This is a genomic window from Bradyrhizobium uaiense (assembly GCF_010811875.1).
In the GTDB taxonomy this organism is placed as follows: domain Bacteria; phylum Pseudomonadota; class Alphaproteobacteria; order Rhizobiales; family Xanthobacteraceae; genus Bradyrhizobium; species Bradyrhizobium uaiense.
Window position 1 is genome coordinate 1 of the sequence record NZ_VKHP01000122.1, and the last position, 20,951, is coordinate 20,951.

The 20,951-nt window shown below is 64.9% G+C and carries 20 protein-coding genes and 1 pseudogene; 6 read left to right on the forward strand and 15 right to left on the reverse strand.

The features are described 5' to 3' along the window. Positions 1-212: 212 nt before the first annotated feature. The gene (locus FNJ47_RS25965) at positions 213-734 is read left to right on the forward strand and encodes a GNAT family N-acetyltransferase (RefSeq protein WP_163158219.1); all 522 of its coding nucleotides are present in this window, start codon (positions 213-215) and stop codon (positions 732-734) included. Positions 735-830: 96 nt separating this feature from the next. On the opposite strand, the gene FNJ47_RS25970 is transcribed toward FNJ47_RS25965, so the two are convergent. From FNJ47_RS25970 to FNJ47_RS25980, 3 genes are all read right to left on the reverse strand, one after another. Next, a complete protein-coding gene (locus FNJ47_RS25970; RefSeq protein ID WP_163158221.1) occupies positions 831-1,370 on the reverse strand; it encodes a hypothetical protein in 540 nt (179 codons plus the stop codon). Positions 1,371-1,580: 210 nt separating this feature from the next. Continuing rightward, positions 1,581-2,198 carry a LysE family translocator gene (locus tag FNJ47_RS25975; RefSeq protein WP_163158223.1) on the reverse strand — a complete coding sequence of 206 codons (618 nt, stop codon included), beginning with the start codon at positions 2,196-2,198 and terminating at the stop codon, positions 1,581-1,583. A 243-nt stretch (positions 2,199-2,441) separates the two neighbouring features. Continuing rightward, positions 2,442-3,068: an FMN-binding negative transcriptional regulator gene (locus tag FNJ47_RS25980; protein WP_163158225.1), complete on the reverse strand. Its 627-nt coding sequence runs from the start codon at positions 3,066-3,068 to the stop codon at positions 2,442-2,444. Positions 3,069-3,165: 97 nt separating this feature from the next. On the opposite strand from FNJ47_RS25980, the gene pdxR reads away from it, so the two are divergent. Continuing rightward, positions 3,166-4,695, forward strand: a complete 1,530-nt coding sequence (gene pdxR / locus FNJ47_RS25985) for a MocR-like pyridoxine biosynthesis transcription factor PdxR (protein ID WP_163158227.1) — start codon at positions 3,166-3,168, stop codon at positions 4,693-4,695. Position 4,696: 1 nt separating this feature from the next. Here the strand turns inward: pdxR and FNJ47_RS25990 are convergent, their stop codons facing one another. From FNJ47_RS25990 to FNJ47_RS26005, 4 genes are all read right to left on the reverse strand, one after another. Beyond that, entirely contained in the window at positions 4,697-5,005 is a 309-nt protein-coding gene (locus FNJ47_RS25990) for a hypothetical protein (protein ID WP_163158229.1), read from the reverse strand. Between the two features lie 283 nt (positions 5,006-5,288). Next, the gene (locus tag FNJ47_RS25995; RefSeq protein ID WP_163158231.1) at positions 5,289-5,555 is read right to left on the reverse strand and encodes a hypothetical protein; all 267 of its coding nucleotides are present in this window, start codon (positions 5,553-5,555) and stop codon (positions 5,289-5,291) included. A gap of 57 nt (positions 5,556-5,612) precedes the next feature. Continuing rightward, positions 5,613-6,125 carry a protease adaptor protein RcdA gene (gene rcdA, locus FNJ47_RS26000; protein ID WP_163158233.1) on the reverse strand — a complete coding sequence of 171 codons (513 nt, stop codon included), beginning with the start codon at positions 6,123-6,125 and terminating at the stop codon, positions 5,613-5,615. A gap of 524 nt (positions 6,126-6,649) precedes the next feature. Continuing rightward, positions 6,650-6,841, reverse strand: coding sequence for a DUF1192 domain-containing protein (locus FNJ47_RS26005; protein ID WP_163158235.1), 192 nt, complete (start codon positions 6,839-6,841; stop codon positions 6,650-6,652). 311 nt (positions 6,842-7,152) lie between these two features. Between FNJ47_RS26005 and FNJ47_RS26010 the strand changes: the two genes are divergently transcribed. Together FNJ47_RS26010 and FNJ47_RS26015 are read left to right on the forward strand one after the other, a co-directional pair. Then, complete coding sequence (locus FNJ47_RS26010) at positions 7,153-8,151, forward strand: NAD(P)H-quinone oxidoreductase (protein WP_163158237.1); 999 nt, start codon at positions 7,153-7,155, stop codon at positions 8,149-8,151. Positions 8,152-8,271: 120 nt separating this feature from the next. Further along, the gene (locus tag FNJ47_RS26015; protein ID WP_163158239.1) at positions 8,272-11,148 is read left to right on the forward strand and encodes an EAL domain-containing protein; all 2,877 of its coding nucleotides are present in this window, start codon (positions 8,272-8,274) and stop codon (positions 11,146-11,148) included. A 165-nt stretch (positions 11,149-11,313) separates the two neighbouring features. Here FNJ47_RS26015 and FNJ47_RS26020 read toward each other — a convergent pair whose 3' ends face one another. Then, positions 11,314-11,571: a DUF7662 domain-containing protein gene (locus FNJ47_RS26020; RefSeq protein WP_163158241.1), complete on the reverse strand. Its 258-nt coding sequence runs from the start codon at positions 11,569-11,571 to the stop codon at positions 11,314-11,316. A gap of 121 nt (positions 11,572-11,692) precedes the next feature. Here FNJ47_RS26020 and FNJ47_RS26025 point away from each other — a divergent pair, with 121 nt between their 5' ends. Continuing rightward, positions 11,693-13,186: a sensor domain-containing diguanylate cyclase gene (locus tag FNJ47_RS26025; protein WP_163158243.1), complete on the forward strand. Its 1,494-nt coding sequence runs from the start codon at positions 11,693-11,695 to the stop codon at positions 13,184-13,186. A 372-nt stretch (positions 13,187-13,558) separates the two neighbouring features. Here FNJ47_RS26025 and FNJ47_RS26030 read toward each other — a convergent pair whose 3' ends face one another. The 7 genes from FNJ47_RS26030 to FNJ47_RS26060 all read right to left on the reverse strand — a co-directional run bounded on the left by FNJ47_RS26030 (position 13,559) and on the right by FNJ47_RS26060 (position 20,775). Next, positions 13,559-15,616, reverse strand: coding sequence for a DEAD/DEAH box helicase (locus tag FNJ47_RS26030; RefSeq protein ID WP_163158245.1), 2,058 nt, complete (start codon positions 15,614-15,616; stop codon positions 13,559-13,561). A 156-nt stretch (positions 15,617-15,772) separates the two neighbouring features. Then, entirely contained in the window at positions 15,773-16,366 is a 594-nt protein-coding gene (locus tag FNJ47_RS26035) for a GNAT family N-acetyltransferase (protein WP_163158247.1), read from the reverse strand. Beyond that, entirely contained in the window at positions 16,366-17,157 is a 792-nt protein-coding gene (locus FNJ47_RS26040) for an ABC transporter ATP-binding protein (protein ID WP_165445867.1), read from the reverse strand. The genes FNJ47_RS26035 and FNJ47_RS26040 overlap by 1 nt, the downstream gene beginning before the upstream one ends. 48 nt (positions 17,158-17,205) lie before the next feature. Further along, on the reverse strand, positions 17,206-18,003 hold the full coding sequence (locus FNJ47_RS26045; RefSeq protein WP_163158249.1) for an ABC transporter permease: 798 nt from the start codon (positions 18,001-18,003) through the stop codon (positions 17,206-17,208). Between the two features lie 26 nt (positions 18,004-18,029). Next, positions 18,030-19,490, reverse strand: a complete 1,461-nt coding sequence (locus FNJ47_RS26050; RefSeq protein ID WP_163158251.1) for a phenylacetate--CoA ligase family protein — start codon at positions 19,488-19,490, stop codon at positions 18,030-18,032. Positions 19,491-20,083: 593 nt separating this feature from the next. After that, positions 20,084-20,443 (reverse strand): hypothetical protein, encoded by a 360-nt coding sequence (locus FNJ47_RS26055; RefSeq protein WP_163158253.1) that lies wholly within the window; start codon positions 20,441-20,443, stop codon positions 20,084-20,086. A 191-nt stretch (positions 20,444-20,634) separates the two neighbouring features. Then, on the reverse strand, positions 20,635-20,775 hold the full coding sequence (locus FNJ47_RS26060) for a hypothetical protein (protein WP_175068421.1): 141 nt from the start codon (positions 20,773-20,775) through the stop codon (positions 20,635-20,637). A gap of 44 nt (positions 20,776-20,819) precedes the next feature. On the opposite strand from FNJ47_RS26060, the pseudogene FNJ47_RS51555 reads away from it, so the two are divergent. Then, positions 20,820-20,951: pseudogene (locus tag FNJ47_RS51555) on the forward strand (alpha/beta hydrolase); the annotation flags it as partial.

The following is a 20,951-nucleotide window of genomic DNA, read 5'->3' on the forward strand; positions in this document are numbered from 1 at the left end:
ACTTCGCTATATCCAGACCGATCGTCGAAATTGACTGCATAGGCTGCTCCTCCGAATCGTGGGAGCCTCAATCGGCGCCCACTCCTTGGCACTCTCGTGCCCGTGGAGGAGCCGTCCACAGCATCAAGAGGAGACGTTGTTCCGACCTTGTGACAGCCAGTCATTGCCCGCTAAGGTCGAGAATGACGAAATGCGAAATGGAAAGCTCGTGCATGAGCGCTGCGATCCGACGCCTGAGGTCAGGCGATGCGGCGTCTTTCAAGGCAATCCGCCTGGAAGCGCTAAGAGCAAATCCAGAATTGTTGCGAAGCACCTTTGAGCTGGAGGACAGGTTGGACGTGACCTGGTTCGGGAGCCGGCTTGAAAACGCGCACATCATGGGGGCGTTTCGGGACGACGAACTTGTCGGGACAGCAGGCTTCGCCATCCAGGAAGGGCGACCGAATGCTCACAAGGGCAGGCTGTTCGGCATGTACGTTCGACCGGCCTCAAGAAACCTCGGCATCGGACGTCTGCTGTTGAACGCGGTGCTGGACGCAGCGCGTGAAAATGTCGAACTCGTCCAGTTGAGCGTCGTCCGAGACAACCAACCTGCCCGGCATCTCTATGAAAGCGTGGGCTTTCGAGACTATGGCGTAGAGACAAAGGCCTCAAAGTATGACGACAGGTACTACGATGAGGAGCTCATGGTCCTCGACTTCGGACTTCCGGATTTTTTGAGCACACACCGCTAAGCGCGATGAGATCAGGTTGAATCGTCATCGCGCTTTGGCTCTCTGTTCGAGCACGATCTTTTCGGAAAACCGCTTCGCGCTTTTCCGGATCATGCTTTATCGCGGATGTCTTGCTCGCTTGAGCTCGGCGACCTTGAACTTCCCTGCGGCCTGCAGGCTGCTGCACAGCCACCAGGCTCGGTTTCGGTACTCGCCCAGGAACCATTTGGTCTCGACGCAATCGACATAGGATTTGTAGGTCAGGTTGTCGCGGCACGTCGACGAGAACGGTCCATATGCTTGTCCGCCAGCCGACTCGCTACAGCCAACCCAGGGGTCCTTGCCGTGCGGCATGCTCGACTCGCAACCACCGTTGCAATTGCTGGCGACTTTCTCCAGCGCGGCAATCCTGCCCAGGACTGTATCCGGCGCCGGCGATGCCGCTCGCGTGGTCGACGATGACGTCTGGGCGGTTCGCGATCTGCGGTGCGATACCTGCGTCGGGCGATTTGGCCGGGCCGCCGGCTTCGGCGCTTCGACCGTGATGGACGGAAGCGGCTTGGCGGAATCGGTCTGTGACGCTGCCGGACCGCACAGCAACACGGTCGACAAGACGGCGGCAGCTGAAGGCGCGACAAAGCCTGACGACAATCTCATGACTTGCCCTCCCAAATCCGGGCCGGAACAGCCGCCCCGAGAACCCCAGGGTAGCATAGATCGCGAATTGCGCTACCGAGGGTTGAAACTATTTCCGCCGATTACTTGCCGTTTCTGAGATCAATACAGGCGCTGGCCTGCCGATGCCGTTCGAAGCGCCGAAGGCGAAGCGTTGAGTGACGCCGTGACGCTAATGAACAATGGCTGCCCTTAGCGATCCCCGAAGGCGAGCCGCGCGCCGAGCGCGACCAGCATGCTGCCGCCGATCCGCTGCATGATCCGCTGCGACCTGCGCGAGCGCTGCAGCTTCGACATCACGGCGCTGGCGAAAAGCACGCAGACGATATCGACCGCCGAGAATGTCAGATTGACGATCGTACCGAGCAGGAACAGCTGGGCCCAGACCGGCAGGCTCGCCGACGCATCGACGAACTGCGGCAGGAACGCCAGGAAGAAGATCGCGGTCTTCGGATTCAATACCTCGACGACGATGCTTTGCACGAAAGCGCGCTCGACCGAGAGCGGCACAAGCGTGGGACGCTTCGTATTGTCGCGATCGCGGAACAGCGACAGGCCCAGCCAAACCAGATAGGCCGCACCGGCAAGCTTCATCGCCGTGAACAGCGGCGGCACAGCGTGAAACAGAAGGGCGAGGCCGGCGGCGGCCGCGATGACATGGACATAGCCGCCGAGATGCAGGCCGAGCGAGGCCATCAGTCCCGCACGCCGGCCGCCCGCCAGGGTGCGGGCCGCGGCATAGAGCATGGCGGGACCTGGGATCAGCGCAAAGGTCGCGGTCGTGATCGCGAAGGCGAGGTACAATTCCATCGAAGGCTTTCGTCTCGTCTAGCCGTGCTGAGTTCGGATCGAATAGCGACGGCGCTGCGCTCCCTCGCCCCGTTCTTACGGGGAGAGGGTTGGGGTGAGGGGCTGCTTCCGCGCATTCTGTGATAGCTGCGTTTGCGGAGACTCCCCCTCACCCGGAACGCATCTGACGATGCGTTCCGACCTCTCCCCGCACGCGGGGCGAGGTGAAGCGAAGTCCGCGGCTCGAAGCAGTCTCATCTCGCCCTAATTCGCCGGAATCATCGCCGCGACCTCGCGATCAGTCGGATTGTCGCTGGCCTCGAGCCCCGAGATCACACCGGCGCGATCCTCGAGCTTGCGGTTCTGGCTCATCTTCTTCTTGGCGTCGATCCGCGTGATCGGCATCCGGAAGCCGACGATGCCGCGCAGCTGCGCCTTGATGAAATCATCGGGCGCATCGCTGACCTGCCAGGCTTCCTTGCGCGACTTCTCGTGCAGCGCCGTCAGCCGCGTCACGACTTCGAGCAGACGGTCGGCATCCTCGAAGAATACGGCCGCGCCATAGGCGTGCACGGCGACGTAATTCCAGGTCGGCACCACCTTGCCGTGCTCGGCCTTGGTCACATACCAGGACGGCGTCACATAGGCGTCCGGGCCCATGAAGATCGCCATCGCCTCGCCGACCGCAGGCAGCTTCCACTGCGGATTGGGCCGCGCGACGTGGCCGTACAGCGTGCCGTAGTCGCCCTCGTTCTCATTGAGGATCAGCGGCAGCGGGGTTGCGATCAGTCCATCCGCGGTCGCGGTGACCAGCGTCGCCAGCCGTGACGCCCGCATCGCGGCGTGGATCGGGCCGAGCTCTTCCATCTTGAAATGCGGCGGCAGGTACATGGCAGACCTCTGGCAGACCTCATCAATTGCTGCTCGCACAATAGCGCCGAAGTGGCCTATGATAAGAGCCACTTTCGATCATAATGACTGGTCCACTATGCCTCGCCTGCGCGCCACGATCAGCATCCCTTCGCTCGGCGCGGTCGATCGCGCCGCCGGACAGGTCGGACGGCAGATAGCCCAAGCCTTGCGCGCCGCGATCGCGAGGGGAGAACTGAAGGCCGGGGAATTGCTGCCGTCGACCCGCGCGCTCTCGGCCTCGCTTGGCGTCGCGCGCGGCACGGTCGCGGAAGCCTTCGAGCAGTTGCAGGCCGAGGGCTATCTGGAAGCACAGATCGGCGCCGGCACCCGCGTCGCGCCGACGCTTGCCGAACAGGCGCAGCCCGTTCGCCCGTCGGCTGGTCGCGGCCCCGACAAGCCCGCACCGATCCAGTTGCCGCCGCGCGCGATGCGGCTCGCCAAAGTGGTGGCGGCCTTCACGCCGATGCCCGAAATCCCGTTTGCGATCGCAGTCCCCGGTGGCGCGGTCGCACCTGACGACAATTGGCGCCGCCTCGGCAACCGTGTGCGTGCATCGCGGGCGGCGGCGCCGGCGAGCTACGGCGATCCGCGCGGCCTGATGGAGCTGCGGCAGGCGATCGCGGACTATGTGCGCAAATCCCGCGCGGTGCATTGCGAGCCGGGGCAGGTCGTGATCACGGCCGGCACGCAACAGGGACTCTATCTCGCCGGCCGCGTGCTGCTGTCGTCGGGCGATCGCGTCTGGGCCGAGGATCCCGCCTATCCCGGCATGACGGCGGTGCTTGACGATCTCGATCTCGTCACCACGCGCGTTCCCGTCGATGCGCAGGGCATTGACGTCGAGGCCGCCATCGCGGCCTCCCCGCATGCGCGCGCGGCGTTCGTGACGCCCTCGCATCAATATCCGCTGGGAATGCCGATGAGCATGGCCCGCCGCAACGCGCTGGTGGCTTGGGCGCAGCGAAGCAATGCGTGGATCGTCGAGGACGATTACGACAGCGAGCTGCGCTATGCCGGCCATCCCTTTCCGTCGATGCAGGGCCTTGCGCCGTCGCGGGTGATTTATCTGGGCACGCTGAGCAAGGTGCTGTTTCCCTCGCTGCGGCTCGGCTATGTCGTGGCGCCTTCGCCGCTGATCGACGCCTTCGCCGGCGCACGCGCCCTGCTCGACCGGCACTCACCGACCGCCGACCAGCATGTGCTGGCGGCCTATATGCGCGAGGGGCTGTTCGAAGCGCATATCAGGCGCATCCGCGGCGTCTATGCCGGGCGGCGCGCGACACTGATTGCGGCGCTCGAGCGACACATGCCCGATGACGTCACGCTGCAACCAAGCGACCAGGGCATGCATCTGTTGCTGTGGCTGCCGCGGCGCTTCGACGATGTGCAATTGGCGAAGGCCGCGCTCGCCGACGGCATCGTCGTGCGGCCGATCTCATCGATGTATGAGGCCGCGCCTCGATCCGGCCTCATGCTCGGCTTCGGCGGCTTCGAACCGGAGGAGCTGGAGACGGCGGCGATACGGTTACGCACCATCCTGGATCAGAGCCGATCGACGCGGCGGGCCAGGGCATCGACTGGTCAGCCGCGGCTCGATGCCGATTGAATTATCTTTGCTCGGTCTGCTCCGGCCGAATGGTCATGGTGTGCACGCGCTTCGGCTCGGTTAGCGAGTTCGGCGCCGGCCCTGCCGCTCGCTTGGCGGATTCGGCGCGCGCTTTGGCGTCCTCTATCAGCGCAGTGCACGTCGATTGATCGATAGTGAATTCGAAGGGGGCGCCATTATCGGGCGCGAAAAGGACTCGGTGGATCACCACTCCATTCTTTTGAAACAGCGATATGCGGCGATCGAAGCAAAACCTGCCGGCAAATCGAAGTCGCTCCTCCTCGCCTTCGGCCTTGTTGCGAGGAAGCATTCCCGCATCATTCGCCCTGTAATGCACATCGACGACGTTGTCGTGCGACGTCGCAGATTCGAAGGCGATCGGCGGGGTCGCCGTATTTCGGCACCTTCGCGCGGGACTCGTGAGCCATTGCGTTAATAGAATGAGCGATTGCCTCGGCCATTTCCGCAGGAGTTTTGGGCTCAGGGTGGTTGGCCGGCTGGCTGCTAGCTTCGCCAATTGCGGCCGCAAGGAGCACGGCCGAAGCGGCTGCGGCTATGAGCGACTTTCGCCGAGAGAACACGCTGTAAACCCGCTATTTCCCGACATGCCCTACCCTTGGTTCGGAAGGTGCTGTGGGTTGAAGGACATTGTAGAGGATCGCACCAAACATGAACCAACCAAAGGCGCAAAGTAGAATGCGAAAGCGCTTACGGTTGTAGTCAGCCAGCAAGAAAGTGCCGCCGAAGTACGATGACCAACCAAGGTCGCCGGCCACGTACGCAGCCCAGATCATCCGCAGCAGGGCCCATGCGAAGACCAGCCATCCGAGCATGACCCAGGCGAGGAAAAATGTGTCCAATGATCGTCCCCGGCAAGGCGGAGCGGATTGCGCCAGCGAAACCGCTCGGCACCGATCTCACTGCTCGAACGCAGCCTTGAGGCGGTTGAGCTGCGGCACCAGCGGATTGCCGATCGTCGAGCGATCCGGCGCCGGCGCGTGGATCGTGGTGTCGAGGCGGCGGACGCGCGCCTGCAGATCCATCGAGCGGGTGATCAGCTGCTGCAATTGCTCGGGCAGCTTGGTGACCATATCGACCGGACCGGGATCGGCGGCCGAGAGCTTCACCTTGGTCTTCTCGCGATTGGCCTGGGTCAGCGTCATCTCGCCCTCCTTGACCGCGCGATGCAGCAGCAGCCACGACGCGAGCTGCATCAGCCGCGTGGTCAGGCGCATGCTTTCGGTGGCATAGGTCAGGCTGACAGACCGTTCCAGCGCCTTGGCCTCGGTGCGGCCGTCGCCGTCGAGATAGGCGGCGGTCTGCTCGACCAGGTCCATGCCTTCCCGGAACAGCACGCCGAATGCCGCAGAATTGGTCAGCCGCTCACTGAACAGCACAAGCCCGGCTTCGTTCTGGGAACGATCCGCCATGGTTAACGCCCTCACACCATCTTAACGCCCGCTGGCATCTCACGCGCCAGCTTATGATGAACAAATCATTGCGCGGGCGCGCCGAAGAGTCCAGCCGCAACCGGATTTATGGTTTCCAAGGGATAGGACGCACAAAAAAGAGCCGCCGTTTCCGGCGGCTTTTGAAGTTGATAACAGGGAGGCGTCAAACAGAGTGGACAGGAGCCACTCGGTGTCCAAACGAGGACAATGCAGTCATAATCGAGAAAGCTTAACCGATCGTAAATGAGCGGATTTCTTCAGGCTTTGTTTGCCATGTCGGCCAGTGACCGAGTTTGGGACAGGTGCGCGAGATGCGTGGCCCGGATCACGCGTCACCCGGGCGGTGTCTCTTCTCCTTCCCCCTGAAAGGGGGAAGGTCGGGATGGGGGTCAGCCGCAGCCAACGGTGCAAGTGGTGAGAGCAGATCCCCACCCGCTTTGCTCTGACGAGCAAAGCGACCTCCCCTTTTCAAGGGGAGGTGGGAGCAATGTCGCTGGCGCGACCTACGACTTGAAGAACGAATTCGCCGCGTCCTTCGACGCGCGCTTCTTCGTCATCGCCTCTTTCAACCGATCGACTTCGGCAGTGAGCAGCGCGATGCGCTCGGTCAATTCCTCGACCGACAGCAGCGAGAGATCCTGTCCGATCTCGTGGCTGATCTTCTTCCGCGGCCGGTCCTCATCCTCGATCGGCATGTGTCCTCCCGGCGATGTGATCTGGCGCGTTGCGGCCAGAGAAAGTGAATATCCGCGCGCAGGAGAATTTTGCAGTGACTTTGGTGCGCGCGCAACATCTGGCGCGTGTCCACGCTGGCCAATGGTTCACTCGTCGCGCTGCCGGAGTGTGGGGACAGGACAGCGGTCGCAAGACCCGGCCGCTGGTCGAGAAAATCACGCCTGAGAGAACAGACCACCTGACGGCCCGGTTCGGGGCTTAACGGCGTTTCGCTTCGTTGGAAAAGGCGGTATGCCATCCGCCAATCCTCTCCACTGACCAGGGACACATCATGCCCAATCTGCCCGCGCAAATGACCGTCGTTGCCATCAGCAAGCCCGGTGGCCCGGAGGTGCTGGTGCCCGAGACCCGCGCGTTGCCGGTGCCGAAGGCCGGCGAGATCCTGGTCAAGGTCGCGGCCGCCGGCGTCAATCGTCCTGATGTCGCGCAGCGCTCCGGCTCGTATCCGCCGCCGCCCGGCGCAAGCGACCTGCCCGGCCTCGAGATCGCCGGCGAAGTGGTCGCGCTCGGCGAAGGTGCGAAGCACAAGATCGGCGACAAGGTGATGTCGCTCGTCGCCGGCGGCGGCTACGCGCAATATTGCATCGCGCAGGACGCGCAGGCGATGACCGTGCCGCCCTCACTGTCGATGCAGGAAGCCGGCGCGATCCCGGAAACGCTGATGACGGTCTGGCACAATGTGTTCGAGCGCGGCGCGCTCAAGGCCGGCGAAACGCTGCTGATTCACGGCGGCTCGTCGGGCATCGGCACGATGGCGATCCAGCTCGCCAAGGCCTTCGGCGCCAAGGTGATCGTCACCGTCGGCTCGCAGGACAAGGCCGACGCCTGCCTCAAGCTCGGCGCCGATCACGCGGTGAACTACAAGACCGAGGACTTTGTCGAGGCGGTGAAGAAGGCGACCGACGGTGCCGGCGCCAACGTCATCCTCGACATGGTGGGCGGCGACTATATCGACCGGAACTATGACGCCGCCGCCGTCGAAGGCCGCATCGTCCAGATCGCGTTCCTGTCGGGAACACCGAAGGCCACAGCCAATTTTGCCAAGCTGATGGTCAAGCGGCTGCACCACACCGGCTCGACCCTGCGCCCCCGTAGTAATGCGGACAAGGCGGCGATGGTCGCGGCAATCGAGGCAAAGGTGCTGCCGCTGCTGCGCGAAGGACGCGTCAAACCGCTGATGGACAGCACATTCCCGCTGGAAAAGGCCGCCGATGCGCACCGCCGCATGGAGACCAGCGAACATATTGGCAAAATTGTGTTGGTGGTTTAACTCTCGCCATGGAAGCAGGGGCGGAAACCCTTTGATTCCCTTCGCTTTCGTGTCATTTATCGCGCCACCTCCGGGCCGGTCGCCGGGCCCGGGCAGTTTGTCGATCGCGGAGTACTGACATTGCGTCTGATCAGGTGCCTTGCGCTGCTGGCGCTGGGCCTCATGATGTTTGCCGCTGCGCCTGCCGCGTATGCGATCGACGCGGTCAGCGTGCGCAGCGATGCGCCGGCGATCGATTTGACGGCGGTTCTCGACCATCAGCGCAGTGAAACCGACCGCATCCAGGTCTCCACCGCTCCCGGAACCGACGGCATCGTCCGCCGCATCGAAGTTCGCGCCCGCGAAGGCGGCCAGAACTGGGTGGTGTTCGCGCTCGCGAACAACACTGACGACCAGCTCGACCGCCTGATCGTCGCACCGCACTATCGCATCGTGTCATCAGGCCTGTTGTGGCCTGACCTCGGCCTGTCGCGCATCGCGACCATCACGCCGTCGGTCGGCGATCGTCCCGAGCGGCAGGAAAGCCCGACCGCCGACGTGTTCCGCATCACGCTCGATCCCGGCGCCGTCGTCACCTATGTCGCGGAACTGCGCACCGACAAGCTGCCGCAGCTCTATCTGTGGGAACCCGACGCTTACAAGGACAAGGTCAATTCGTTCACGCTGTACCAGGGCATCGTGATCGGCATTTCGGGCCTGCTCGCGCTCGTGCTCACGATTTTGTTTGTGGTCAAGGGCAGCATCATGTTCCCGGCCGCCGCGGCGCTGGCCTGGGCGGTGCTGGTCTATATCGGCGTCGACTTCGGCTTCTGGGGCAAGGTGCTCGACATGTCGAACAACGCCGAGCGCGTCTGGCGCGCGGCGGGCGAGGCGATCCTCGCGGCGACGCTGCTGGTGTTCCTGTTCGCGTATCTCAATCTCAGTCGATGGCACGTCCGCTACTCGCACATCACGATCGGCTGGCTGCTCTTCCTCGGCTCGCTGGTGGCGCTGGCGCTGTTCGATCCCGCGGTCGCCTCCGGCATCGCGCGGATGTCGCTGGTCATGATCGCCTTCGCCGGCTTCGCGCTGATCGTCTATCTCTCGACCCACGGCTTCGACCGCGCGGTGCTGTTGATCCCGACCTGGTTCCTGCTGGTGGTCTGGGTGGTCGCGGCCGGCATGACCGTTGCCGGCTCGGTCACCAACGACATCGTCGGTCCCGCGCTGCTCGGCGGCCTGGTGCTGATCGTGATGCTCATTGGCTTTACGGTGATGCAGCACGCCTTCGCCGGCGGCGGCGCCACCACCGGCGTCGTCTCCGATGTCGAGCGCCGCGCGCTGGCGCTGACCGGCTCCGGCGATCTGATCTGGGACTGGGACGTCTCCGCCGACAAGGTGTTCACCAGCCCCGAGACCGAGGCCCTGCTCGGGCTGAAGCGCGGCACGCTGGAAGGCCCCGCCGCGAAATGGCTCGAGGTGCTGCACCCGCTCGACCAGGACCGCTTCCGCGCCGCGCTCGACAGCGTGCTCGACCAGCGCCGCGGCCGCCTGGTGCAGGATTTCCGGCTGCGCACGCCCGACGGCCACTTCATGTGGTTCGCGCTGAAGGCGCGGCCGGTGGTCGGCTCCGACGGCGAGGTCTCGCGCGTGGTCGGGACGCTGACCGACGTCACCGAGTTCAAGAACTCCGAAGAGCGGATGCTGCACGACTCCGTACACGACAATCTGACCGGCCTGCCCAACCGCAAGCTGTTCATGGATCGCCTCAGCGCGGTGGCGAACCTCGCCAAGACCATGCCGAACCTGCGGCCGACCCTGATGGTGATCGACCTCGACCGCTTCAAGCAGGTCAACGATTCCGTCGGCATCGCGGTCGGCGATTCCATCCTGCTGACGCTGGCGCGGCGGCTGACCCGTATCCTCAAGCCGCAGGACACGCTGGCACGGATGGCCGGCGACCAGTTCGGCCTGATCCTGCTGTCGGAGCAGGACCCGGCGCGGATCACCAATTTCGCCGAGACCATCCGCAAGACCATCCGCGCGCCGATCGCCTTCAATGACCGCGAGATCTTCCTGACCGCCTCGATCGGCCTTGCGCTGTCCGATCCGGCCGCGCCGCTGACCGACGAGATCATCAAGGACGCCGAGCTTGCGATGTATCATTCGAAGCGGATCGGCGGCGACCGCATCGACGTCTACAAGCCGGCGATGCGGGCGCGGAAGACCGACCGCCTGACGCTCGAGAGCGACCTGCGCCGCGCCATCGAGCGGCAGGAGATCACGATCCTGTACCAGCCGATCGTGCGGCTGGAAGATCGCGCGATCGCCGGCTTCGAGGCGCTGGCGCGCTGGGACCATCCCAAGCTCGGCCGGATGTCGCCGTCGGAATTCATCAACGTCGCCGAGGAGACCGGCCTGATCGTCGATCTCGGCATGTTCGTGATGGACCAGACCGCGCGCCAGCTCGCGGTGTGGCAGCGCGCGATGCGCGCGCGCGAGCCGATCTTCGCGTCGGTCAACGTGTCGTCGCGGCAATTGCTGCGCCACGATCTGATCCACGACATCCGCACCGTGCTGTCGCGCTCCTCGGTGGCGCGCGGCACGCTGAAGCTGGAGCTGACGGAATCGCTCGTGATGGAAAATCCGGAGCACGCCGCCCAGATGCTGGCGCGGATTCGCGAGCTCGGGACCGGGCTGTCGCTCGACGATTTCGGCACCGGGCACTCCTCGCTGTCCTATCTGCAGCGGTTCCCATTCGACACCATCAAGATCGACCAGTCCTTCGTCCGCACCACGAGCCGCGGCACCCGCCCGGTGATCCTGAAGTCGATCATCGCGCTGGCGCACGATCTCGGCATGGACGTGGTCGCGGAAGGCGCCGAGACGGATTCGGATGCCGTCGAGCTCTACCAGCTCGGCTGCGAATACGCCCAGGGCTTCGCCTTCGGCGAGCCGATGGACGCCGACGCCGCCACGCGGCTGCTCACCGAGGAACGGCTGGAAGCCGCCAGCTAGGCCTGAGCCAAGGCACTCTGCCAGCCCGCTCGCGGACGTCATACTCCGCGAAAGCGGAGTATCCAGTACGCCGCGGCTTGTCCGTATCACTCCGACGTCTCTGGAATACTGGATCGCCCGCATTCGCGGGCGATGACAAACCAGGGCGTGGCGTCGCTTCGCGCCTCAGCGCGGCTTCGGGATTTTCTTGAACTTGACGCTCTTGCCGTCGGCCTGGCGGGTGGCGATGTAGCCGGCCTCGAGACAGGCCTCACGCTGCGGCATCTTCTCTTGCGGACTGCGCTGGGTTTCCCACCACGACGCGCGGTGCGCGGCGCGCGGCAGCGCCGCATCGATGATCGCCTCGATCTCGTCGAAGGTCAGCACGAATTCGGGCAGATGCTGCTTCTTCAGGTAATCCCGCAGCGGGTCGTAGTCGTTCACAACGTCCTCGATGGCAATAGATGAGGTTCGGCAACCACCCGTTAACCCATTCGGCGGCCGCTGTCGCCATTTAAGGCGACAACAAGATTTCCCAATGCATGACGGCGCTTTGGAGCGGGACATGCTATTTCGACGGCGAAAGGACGCAAGGCGGCGCTGGCGGCTATCGGCAAAGCTGCTGATCGCCTCGTCGGTCGCGACCGTCCTCGGCTTCTCCGCAGTCTGCACCGGCGTGATGCTGGATATGCGCCGCGGCGAGGAGCAACTGGCGCGCCGGACCCTGGAGAATCTGGCGTCAGGCATCGAGGCCGACGTCAGCCGCAACATCGAGCTCTACGACCTGTCGCTGCGCGCAGTCGCCAGCAATCTCGAAATGCCGGAGATCCGCAGCGTCAGCAAGGAGCTGCGCCAGCTGATCCTGTTCGATCACGCCGCGACCGCACAGCATTTCGGCGCGATCCAAGTGTTCGATGCCGAGGGCAATCTCACCATCGACGCCGCCAGCCTCGATCCGCGGCCGGAGAACCGCAGCGACGAGGACTATTTCACCATCCAGCGCGACCACCCCGACACCGGGCTGTATATCAGCCGGCCGATGCTGCATCGCGGCGCGTACGCCATCGTGCTGAGCCGGCGTATCGTCGGCGACGACGGCCGCTTTCTCGGTATCGTGGTCGGCTCGATCCGCTTCAGCTATTTCCATGATCTGTTCGGGCGGCTGAACCTCGTGCCGGGCGATACCATCACCGTGCTGCGCAACGACCGCACCATCATCATGCGGACGCCGTTCGATCTCGATGTGATCGGCAAGAACCTGGCGGAGGAGCTGGCCTGGAAGGCCGAGAACCTGAAGGTGGGCGGCGCCTTTTCGGGCAAGGGACCGGTCGACGACACGCCGCGGCTCTATGTCAGGCGCAGCAGTGCCGGGCCGCTTTACGTCGTGGTCGGCAAGCCGCTCGAAGCCGTGTTCAACCTCTGGCGCACCGAAGCGGTCCGGATCGGTGTGATCATGGCGCTGCTGATCCTGTTCGTGCTCAGCGCAACGCTGGTGCTGGCCCGCGAGATCGTCCGCCGCGCCGACGCCGAGGACAAGCTCGAGGAACTGGCAACCACCGACGCCCTCACCGGCCTGAAGAACCGGCGCAAGTTCGACGGCGAGATCGAGCGCGAGTGGCGCCGGGCCAGTCGGCACGGCCAGCCGGTCGCGCTGTTGATGATCGATGCCGATCATTTCAAGGCCTACAACGACACCTATGGGCATCAGGCCGGCGACCAGGTGCTGGTCGGAATCGCGATCTGCATTTCCGACGCAGTGCGCCGCGCCGGGGATTGCCCGGCACGGTTCGGCGGCGAGGAATTTGCGGTGCTGCTGCCCAACATGACCGCGCTCGAGGCGTTCAAGCTGGCGGAGTCCATCCGCAACAAGGTCCAGCAATGGTGCGAAGGCGAGCTGATCACGACGGTGAGCATCGGCGTCGCCAGCATGCGGCCGCTTGCAGGCCAGCAATGGTCCGACCTGATCGAAGCCGCCGACAAGGCGCTCTACGCCGCCAAAGCCAACGGCCGCAACCAGTCGGTGGTCGCCACCGTGCCGAAGATCGCACTGGTGGCGTGAGGGGTGAAGCGGCTGCAAAATGCCGGGCTGCACGCGCGACAATCGCGCTAGCCACCCAAATCATAAGAAATCGTCGTCGCGAAGAGTTGACGCGTTTTTCTGGGCTGTCCGTCGGACAACTCAGTGCATCGCAGTTGTAAGGGGCGCACTGGCGGAACGGCTCCCTCCCCCCTTGCGGGGGAGGGTTGGGGAGAGGGGTGGCCCCGGGCGAGATCATCAATCAACTCGTGCGATTTCGGCGGCGTGTATTGCACACTTCGACTGAGTGGGAGAGAGCTTGCCGTGTGGCACCCCTCTCCCCAACCCTCCCCCGCAAGGGGGGAGGGAGCCTGAGCAGCTTGCTCACCTCACGTAGCATGACACCAAGCACCGCTAGCCGCGGCGCTTCTTCTTTGGCTTCTTGCCGAACTTCGGTTTCGCCGCGACATCCGGCCACGGCGTGTGTCCGGCCTGGCCGGACTTGCCCCGGTGTTTCTTTTTCTTGCCGAACCTTGGCTCGTCGCCGGATGTCGGCCTCGAGCCTTTTCCATCGCGATCGAACCGGGACGGCGCTCTGGATTCCTGTCTTGACGCGTAGTCTTCACGCGAGCCGCCGCCCGCTTCGCGCGAAAACGCTCTCGCCTCCCGGTCCGGTTTGCCGCGGCGCTTTGCGGCCGCCTCGTCACGCGGCTCGTCGCTGCGCGGCGCGCGGTGCCCGCCGTCGTCCTTGTCACGCCATGCATCGTGCCTGGGCTTGCGTGCCGGTTTCTCCGATGGCGCCTGAACCTGCGGAGCGTCGGCCAGCGGCTCGATGCGGATGCTGTCTTCCTTGTCCGGACGCTTGATCTTCGTGGCGAAGGAGTCCGCAACCCGGGCGGCGATCTCGAACTCGGTGGTCGTGTCCATGACCTTGATGGCGCCGATGTCGCGCTTGTCGATGCCGCCACGGCGACAGATCATCGGCAGCAGCCAGCGCGCTTCGGCATTCTTCCGGCGCCCGATCGCGGCGCGGAACCAGACGGTCGCCTCCTCCATGCCGTGGCGCGGAGACTTCCCGGTCTTCGCGCGCGGCCCGGCGGCACGCTCCTCGCGGCGCGAGGCGCGATCGCCGCGGTCGCCGCGGTCGCGGCCACGTCCCTCGCCGGGATCGAGAATGTCTTCGGGCGACGGCAACCGCGCGCGATAGAGCCGGGCCAATGCCGCGGCAATCACCTCGGGCGAGCGTTCGGCGAGCAAGGCCTGCGCCAGCGCCAGATCGTCTGATGTCGTCTCCTCGGAGAACACCGCATCCTTGAGCAGGCGCTCATGGTCGAGCTTGCGGATCTCGTCCGCCTGCGGCGCGGTGCCCCAGACAATATCGATGCCGGCGAGATCGAGCAGCAATTCGGCGCGCCGCCGCCGTGCCGGCGGCACCAGCAGGATGCTGACACCCTTGCGGCCGGCGCGGCCGGTGCGGCCCGAGCGATGCTGCATCACCTCCGGGTCTTTCGGCAGATCCGCGTGAATGACGAGATCGAGGCTCGGCAAATCGATGCCGCGCGCCGCCACGTCGGTCGCGACGCAAACCCGGGACCGTCCGTCGCGCAGCGCCTGCAACGCTTGGGTCCGCTCGTTCTGGGTCATCTCGCCCGACAGCGCGGCCACCGAGAATCCGCGCTCCAGCAGCGCCGCCTGCAAATGCCGGACGGCTTCGCGGGTGTTGCAGAACACCAGCGCGCTCGGCGCCTCATGGAAGCGCAGCACGTTGACGACCGCGTGCTCGACATCGTCGGCAGCGACCCGGATGGCGCGGTACTCGATATCGGCGTGGCCGCCTTCGTCGCCCGCGACCTCGATCCGGAACGCCTGCTGCTGATACTGCTTGGCCAGCGCGACGATGCCGCGCGGAAACGTCGCCGAGAACAGCAGGGTGCGGCGCGTGTCCGGCGTGGTCTCGAGGATGAATTCCATGTCCTCGCGGAAGCCGAGATTGAGCATCTCATCGGCCTCGTCGAGCACGACGACGCGCAATCCCGAAATATCGAGACGGCCGCGGCGCAAATGGTCGCACAGCCGGCCGGGCGTGCCGACCACGATGTGGGCGCCCGCCGCAAGCTCGCGCTGCTCGCGACGCGGGTCCATGCCGCCGACGCAGGAGACGACGCGGGCGTCGGCATGTTCATAGAGCCATGCGAGCTCGCGCTGAACCTGCAAGGCGAGCTCGCGCGTCGGCGCGACGATCAGCGCCAGCGGTGCGGCGGCCGGCTCGAACCGCTCGGCGTCGCCGAGCAGGTCCTTTGCCATGGCCAATCCGTAGGCAACGGTCTTGCCCGAGCCGGTTTGGGCCGAAACCAGCAGGTCACGGCCAACGGCATCGTCCGCGAGCACGGCGCGCTGGACGGGGGTGGGTTGTTCGTAGTTGCGCTCAGCCAGGGCGCGCGCGAGCGGCGGACTTGTGGTCGGAAAGGGCACGAGATGGGAAACCTTGATTGGTCCGGGCGCAGAACGTCGAGCGGGACGACCTGAAGCTGCGTACCCGGCAGGCGGCACAGCCGCATGACGATTTGGGCTGCTTTACGCCAAGACCGACCAAATCGCCATGCCCCCATGGCGTAAAAAGGTGCCGGATCAGGCCGGTTGTCCGATCGGGGCCGGGGGGCCTACGATCCGGTCCATCAATCCGGACAACCGCGACGGCCTCGGGTCGGCCGCGGCAATCAGGCCGCCCGCCCCTCGCAGCGCGCCCGGCACCAGCTCAACGGCCAGCAGGCGATCGCGTTCGTATGGACCGGGCATGCGGAACGCAGCGGTTTTCTGGGCCGAGAAACCGAACCGTTCGTAATAGGCGGCATCGCCGACCAGGATGACGGCGCGGTGGCCGAGCTGCTGCGCCCGCGCCAACGCCTGTCCCATCAGCGCGGCGCCGATGCCCAGACATCGGGCATCCTCGGCGACCGCAAGCGGACCGAGCAGCAGGCAGGTGTGACCGGTGCCGGTCACGACCGGCCATAGCCGTAACGTACCGACCAGCTGGCCGCCACGGCGCGCGACAAACGCGAGGCCGCGCGCAGGTTTGCGGCCCTCGCGCAGCCGCTCCGAGGTCTTGGCGAAACGGCCAGGACCGAATGCAGCGTCGAGCAGACCGTCTTGCGCCGCCACGTCCGAACGGCGTTCCTGACGGATCGCAACCGGCTTGTCGTTCGGAGAACCAGATGAGGACATCACGCGACCCTCGCCAGATAGATGAAGACCTCGTCGAGATCCCGGCACTTGAAGCGCTCGGCGAGCTCTTGCGGGGGCCCCATCGCAACGACGCGGCCGCGGTTCATGATCACGACGAAATCGCAGAGCTGCTCGACCTCGGTCATGTTGTGCGAGGACAGCAGGATGGTGGCTCCGCGGCGCTTTTGATAGGCGCGCAACCGGCTGCGGACCCACTCGGCACGATCAGGATCGAGCGATGCCGTCGGCTCGTCGAGCAGCAGCACGTCGGGATCGTTGATCAGTGCCTTCGCCACCGCGACGCGGGTCTTCTGGCCGGCCGAGAGCCGGCCGGTGACGCGATCGAGCACGTCGCCGAGCTCGAAATCCTCGATCAGCTCCTCGATTTTCGCCTTGAGATTGGCGACGCCGTAGAGCCGGCCGAACACCGTCAGATTCTGGCGCACGGTGAGCCGTCCCGGCAGCGCGACATAGGGGCTTTCAAAGTTCATCCGGCTGAGAACCTTATGGCGTTCGGTCGCCATGTCGTGGCCCAGCACCATGGCGCGGCCGAAGCTTGGCACCACCAGGCCCATGATCATGGAGATGGTGGTGGTCTTGCCGGCGCCGTTGCCGCCGAGCAGGCCGACGGTCCAGCCCTTCGGCACGATGAAGTTGACCTCGTCGACCGCCCGATGGGTGCGGTACTGCTTGCAGAGGCTCTCGACCGCGATCGCCGGTGCGTCATCGATGTCGAGACGATCAGGCGCATTGCCCTGCGTCGGTGTGGTGCCTGGCGACACCGGTGTCAGATGCCTGCGGGCCAGGAAATGTTCGATGCGGCTCACGAATCTCTCCCCTTACTCGCCCATGGTGAGCAGGCCGCCCTTGTGGCGGGCGCTCTGCAGCAGAGTTACGAATGTGGTGAAGCCAATGCCGAGATAGACCGCATTGAGCGCGAGGCATTCGAGCATCAAGTCAGTGCGGAAGGTGCCGTCGAGCAGCACGGCGCGCATGCCCTCGAACACATAGGTCGGCGTCAGCGACCAGGCCACCGGATGCAGCCAGACCGGCAGCGCCGCGACCGGATAGTAGACGCAGCACAGCGGCAGCAGCACGATCATGATCGAGTAAGCCAGGCTTTCTGCGCCAAAGCCCTGGCGGATCACTAGGCCGGCGACGACGAGCCCGATCGCCCAACTGGTCAGCACCAGGTTGAGGAAGAATGCGATCAGCCCCGGCCCCATCGCATAGACATTGAAGCCGAACAGCAGCCATGTCAGCAGCAGCACAGGCAGCGTGCCGATCACGAGGCGGATCAGGCTCATCAGCATCAGCGAGGCCGCGAGTTCAAAAGGCTGCAGCGGGCTCATCATCAGATTGGCGAGATTGCGCGACCAGATCTCCTCCAGGAATGTGAAGGTGAAGCCGAGTTGGCCGCGAAACAGCACGTCCCAGAGCAGGACGGCGCCGAGCAGCAGGCCGGCGGTGGACGCCATCGCCGACTTGCTGTCATAGAGGTAGGTGTAGAGGAAACCCCACACCATCATCTGCATCGCCGGCCAATAGACGATCTCGAGCAGCCGCAACCATGACGAGCGCAGGATGTAGTAATAGCGCGCCGTCATGGCGGCGATGCGGTTCAGTGACTGTGTCATGGCACGCACTCCTCCTCTCGCCGGGATCAATCGATCTCGCGGCGGATCGGGCGGCGCTTGCCGACCTTGGGCGGAAATGCCAGCAGCGCGTGCGCCTGCACCCGGACCGGATGCTCGAGGCAGGCCGCGAGCAGATCCTCCAGATGCGCGACCGAGCCGTGCAGCCGCGACATCGGCACGTCCTGGCCGAGCACGACGCGCGCCTCGACCAGGTCGACGCCGCGCTGCACGATCTCGAACTGCGCCAGATGCAGGTTGCAGTCGAACATCCAGCGATAGGTCGCATCCAAGATGCTGCCGGCCGGCACCTTGCGGCCGTCGCGGTTGACGAAGGCGTCGTTGAGCCTGCCGTCGATGCTCGCGATCTGCGACCAGTTGATATCAGACGGCGCAGGATTGGCCGGCTGGGTGATGTAGTCGCCCTGCACATAGCGGATGAACGGCATCGCTTCATTGAGCAGGTTGGTGATGACAGCGATGCCGGACTGGCCGGGCGCTTGCGGCTCCATCGTGACGGGGTCGAGCACATCGAGATGCACGGTGTCCTCGCAGACATGATATTGGCCATTGGGCATCTCGAGCGCGATCCGCGTCGCCTCCTCGGAGGAATATTCGTCGAGCACGGGCACGCCGAGCTGGCGCGACCATTCCTGACGGGCGGCGCGCGAGGAATATTCCGAATGCGTCACCGCGAGATTGAGCGACGAACGGAACTCGTCGACATGCGGCATCAGCGCGTCCAGGCTCGACGGATAGAGCGACAGGATCTTCGGCCCGAGATACCGCAGATGCTGGGCGACGCGGGCCGGCGGGATCAGGTTCGAGATGAAGGCGGTCGGATAATCACCGCCGATCGAATCGAACCACCACGGCACGGTGTAGACATGCGCCAGCAGATCCTCCGCGCGGTAATTGCCGCCGCTCTGCATCGCGAACTGGCGGACGCCCTGGATGGTGTCGGTGATGACGGCGTCATAGTCGACGCGGATCAGGAGGGTCTGGCCGGACGAGCCGGACGAGCGGGTCGGAAACAGGTTTTCCGGCTTGTACTTCCGGTTGACGCATTGGTCCGGAAAGGCCGCGACGAGCTCCGGCTTGGTGATGACAGGGATCTTCTGGATGTCGTCATAGTCGCGCAGATGCTCGGGCTTGAAGCCCCCGGCGTCATACTTGGCGCGGTAGACCGGGATGTCGCGATAGGCGAGCTCGACCAGTTCCTTGATGCGGGCGAACTGCCGCGCGCGGATTTCCGACACCGGCAGATAGGGATGCCGCATGCATTCGCCGAGATAGTTCGCGGTGGCCGCGGCCAGCTCCGGCGCGGCATCGCTGGACGGCTGAAAATCCGGGCGGGTGTGCTCGGTTTCCCAGAACTGACGCTGCGGAGCGGCAGCCGTTGGCACGCGGGTCGCAGCCGCCTGATCGTGCTCCGGCACCACCAGGGCAAGACCGTCATCGGAAGTGCTGATTGCAAGGGTGGACGTCATCTTTAGCTCCATGATTGACGGGAGGACCGCCCGTTCATGGCGCTATCAATGGCGTGCGGCGCGCGTGGCTGCCGTGACGCCGGTCACATGCCGCCGCACCCGCGTGCAGTGGCAACGTATAGCGGGTTGGGCGAAGCCGTAACCCGCCCTAGCTCCATCGGCGTGGCGCTGCCGCGGGTTACGCGGAGCCTGTCGTCGGGCCGCGCTTTGCGCGGACCGGTTGGCTAACCCGCCCGACAAGACTGATTGCTTTGCGCTACGACTTGCCCCACGTCGCCTTTTTGACCCGCCCCTTGCCGCCGCATTTCTTGCAAGGCTCCGGGTAGATTTTCCTTCCCGGCTCGCTCGGCTGCCTCACCTTGGGAAAGCCAGTCCCGTTACACGCGTCACACTTCTCTTCATCGGAAATAAGGTGCTTCACCATCGACCGTCCCGGATTGAAAAATCCGAAGTCCGCGAGTGCGGACTTCCGCCACCCGTTGGTTACGAACGGCGGCAGGTCGTGGTTTCAGGTGCATGGCTGCCCTGCGTGGCAGAGCGCGCGGGAACGCCAACAGGACGATCGCCGTTGTCCGCATCTTCCTGACGCGACGTCACTTCGCCTTGAGCGCCTTGTCGTGGCTCTCGAGTGCGGACGCCATCAGCTTCGGCAGTTGCGCGGCGTAGACCTCGATGAAGGTGGCATCGCCGCAGGCCTGCGGATCGCGCGCAGCCTGCTCGGCGACCCGCGCGGCCTTGGCCTCGCATTTCGCAAACATGTGCCAGAACCAGTCCGGACTCTTGCCGAGCACCGGCTTGTGCTTCTTGATGACCGCGGCACCGACCGCGCTCATCGCGTTGACGACGCCGGCGCCCAGCGTGCTGATGGCCCGCGCGTTAAGGATATCCTCGCGCGATTGCGCGGAGACGTTTGTCGCAGTCGCTCGTCCGGTCGTTCGTGCCTTGGCCGACATGCTCAGCTCCTTGTCGATCCCGTTGTCGATCCTGTGCGGCGCGGCCAAAGCATCGGCCGGGGAAGTTGAGGAAAGCTCAAGGGGCATGGTTGAAAAGCGCTATGGATTTCATTCCGGTTTTATGCGCTTCCGAGCTATCGGGCCCGGCGGGAGTTTTAAGGTCCTTGCGGCGCACGATCCGTCAGGGCTCATTACCCTTCGGCGCCGTAGCGGCGGATCAGCTGGTCGGCGACATCGTCCAGATCATCACCAACCGCTTGCGGCTGCGGACCGACGCCGAGCAGATCATTGCCGGGACGCTTGATCAGCGCGGCCTCCCAGCCGGCGGCCACTGCGCCCAGCCTATCCCAGGGCGATCAGGCAGAACTCCGAAGGGCCGCCGGGCGCCGAGGCGTTCAAGCGTGACAATCCGAAGGCGGTCATCAAACTCCTCGACACCGGATATTTCGCGCTGGAAACCCATGCCGCCGAGATCGCGCAAAGCATCCGCGAATTCCTGAGCCGCTGA

What these genes read in the sequence shown, in the direction of transcription:
- FNJ47_RS25965 (WP_163158219.1), top strand. Translation starts at nt 213, where the DNA reads ATGAGCGCTGCGATCCGACGCCTGAGGTCAGGCGATGCGGCGTCTTTC.
- FNJ47_RS25970 (WP_163158221.1), bottom strand. Translation starts at nt 1,370, where the DNA reads ATGAGATTGTCGTCAGGCTTTGTCGCGCCTTCAGCTGCCGCCGTCTTG.
- FNJ47_RS25975 (WP_163158223.1), bottom strand. Translation starts at nt 2,198, where the DNA reads ATGGAATTGTACCTCGCCTTCGCGATCACGACCGCGACCTTTGCGCTG.
- FNJ47_RS25980 (WP_163158225.1), bottom strand. Translation starts at nt 3,068, where the DNA reads ATGTACCTGCCGCCGCATTTCAAGATGGAAGAGCTCGGCCCGATCCAC.
- pdxR (WP_163158227.1), top strand. Translation starts at nt 3,166, where the DNA reads ATGCCTCGCCTGCGCGCCACGATCAGCATCCCTTCGCTCGGCGCGGTC.
- FNJ47_RS25990 (WP_163158229.1), bottom strand. Translation starts at nt 5,005, where the DNA reads ATGCTTCCTCGCAACAAGGCCGAAGGCGAGGAGGAGCGACTTCGATTT.
- rcdA (WP_163158233.1), bottom strand. Translation starts at nt 6,125, where the DNA reads ATGGCGGATCGTTCCCAGAACGAAGCCGGGCTTGTGCTGTTCAGTGAG.
- FNJ47_RS26005 (WP_163158235.1), bottom strand. Translation starts at nt 6,841, where the DNA reads ATGCCGATCGAGGATGAGGACCGGCCGCGGAAGAAGATCAGCCACGAG.
- FNJ47_RS26010 (WP_163158237.1), top strand. Translation starts at nt 7,153, where the DNA reads ATGCCCAATCTGCCCGCGCAAATGACCGTCGTTGCCATCAGCAAGCCC.
- FNJ47_RS26025 (WP_163158243.1), top strand. Translation starts at nt 11,693, where the DNA reads ATGCTATTTCGACGGCGAAAGGACGCAAGGCGGCGCTGGCGGCTATCG.
- FNJ47_RS26035 (WP_163158247.1), bottom strand. Translation starts at nt 16,366, where the DNA reads ATGTCCTCATCTGGTTCTCCGAACGACAAGCCGGTTGCGATCCGTCAG.
- FNJ47_RS26045 (WP_163158249.1), bottom strand. Translation starts at nt 18,003, where the DNA reads ATGACACAGTCACTGAACCGCATCGCCGCCATGACGGCGCGCTATTAC.
- FNJ47_RS26050 (WP_163158251.1), bottom strand. Translation starts at nt 19,490, where the DNA reads ATGACGTCCACCCTTGCAATCAGCACTTCCGATGACGGTCTTGCCCTG.
- FNJ47_RS26055 (WP_163158253.1), bottom strand. Translation starts at nt 20,443, where the DNA reads ATGTCGGCCAAGGCACGAACGACCGGACGAGCGACTGCGACAAACGTC.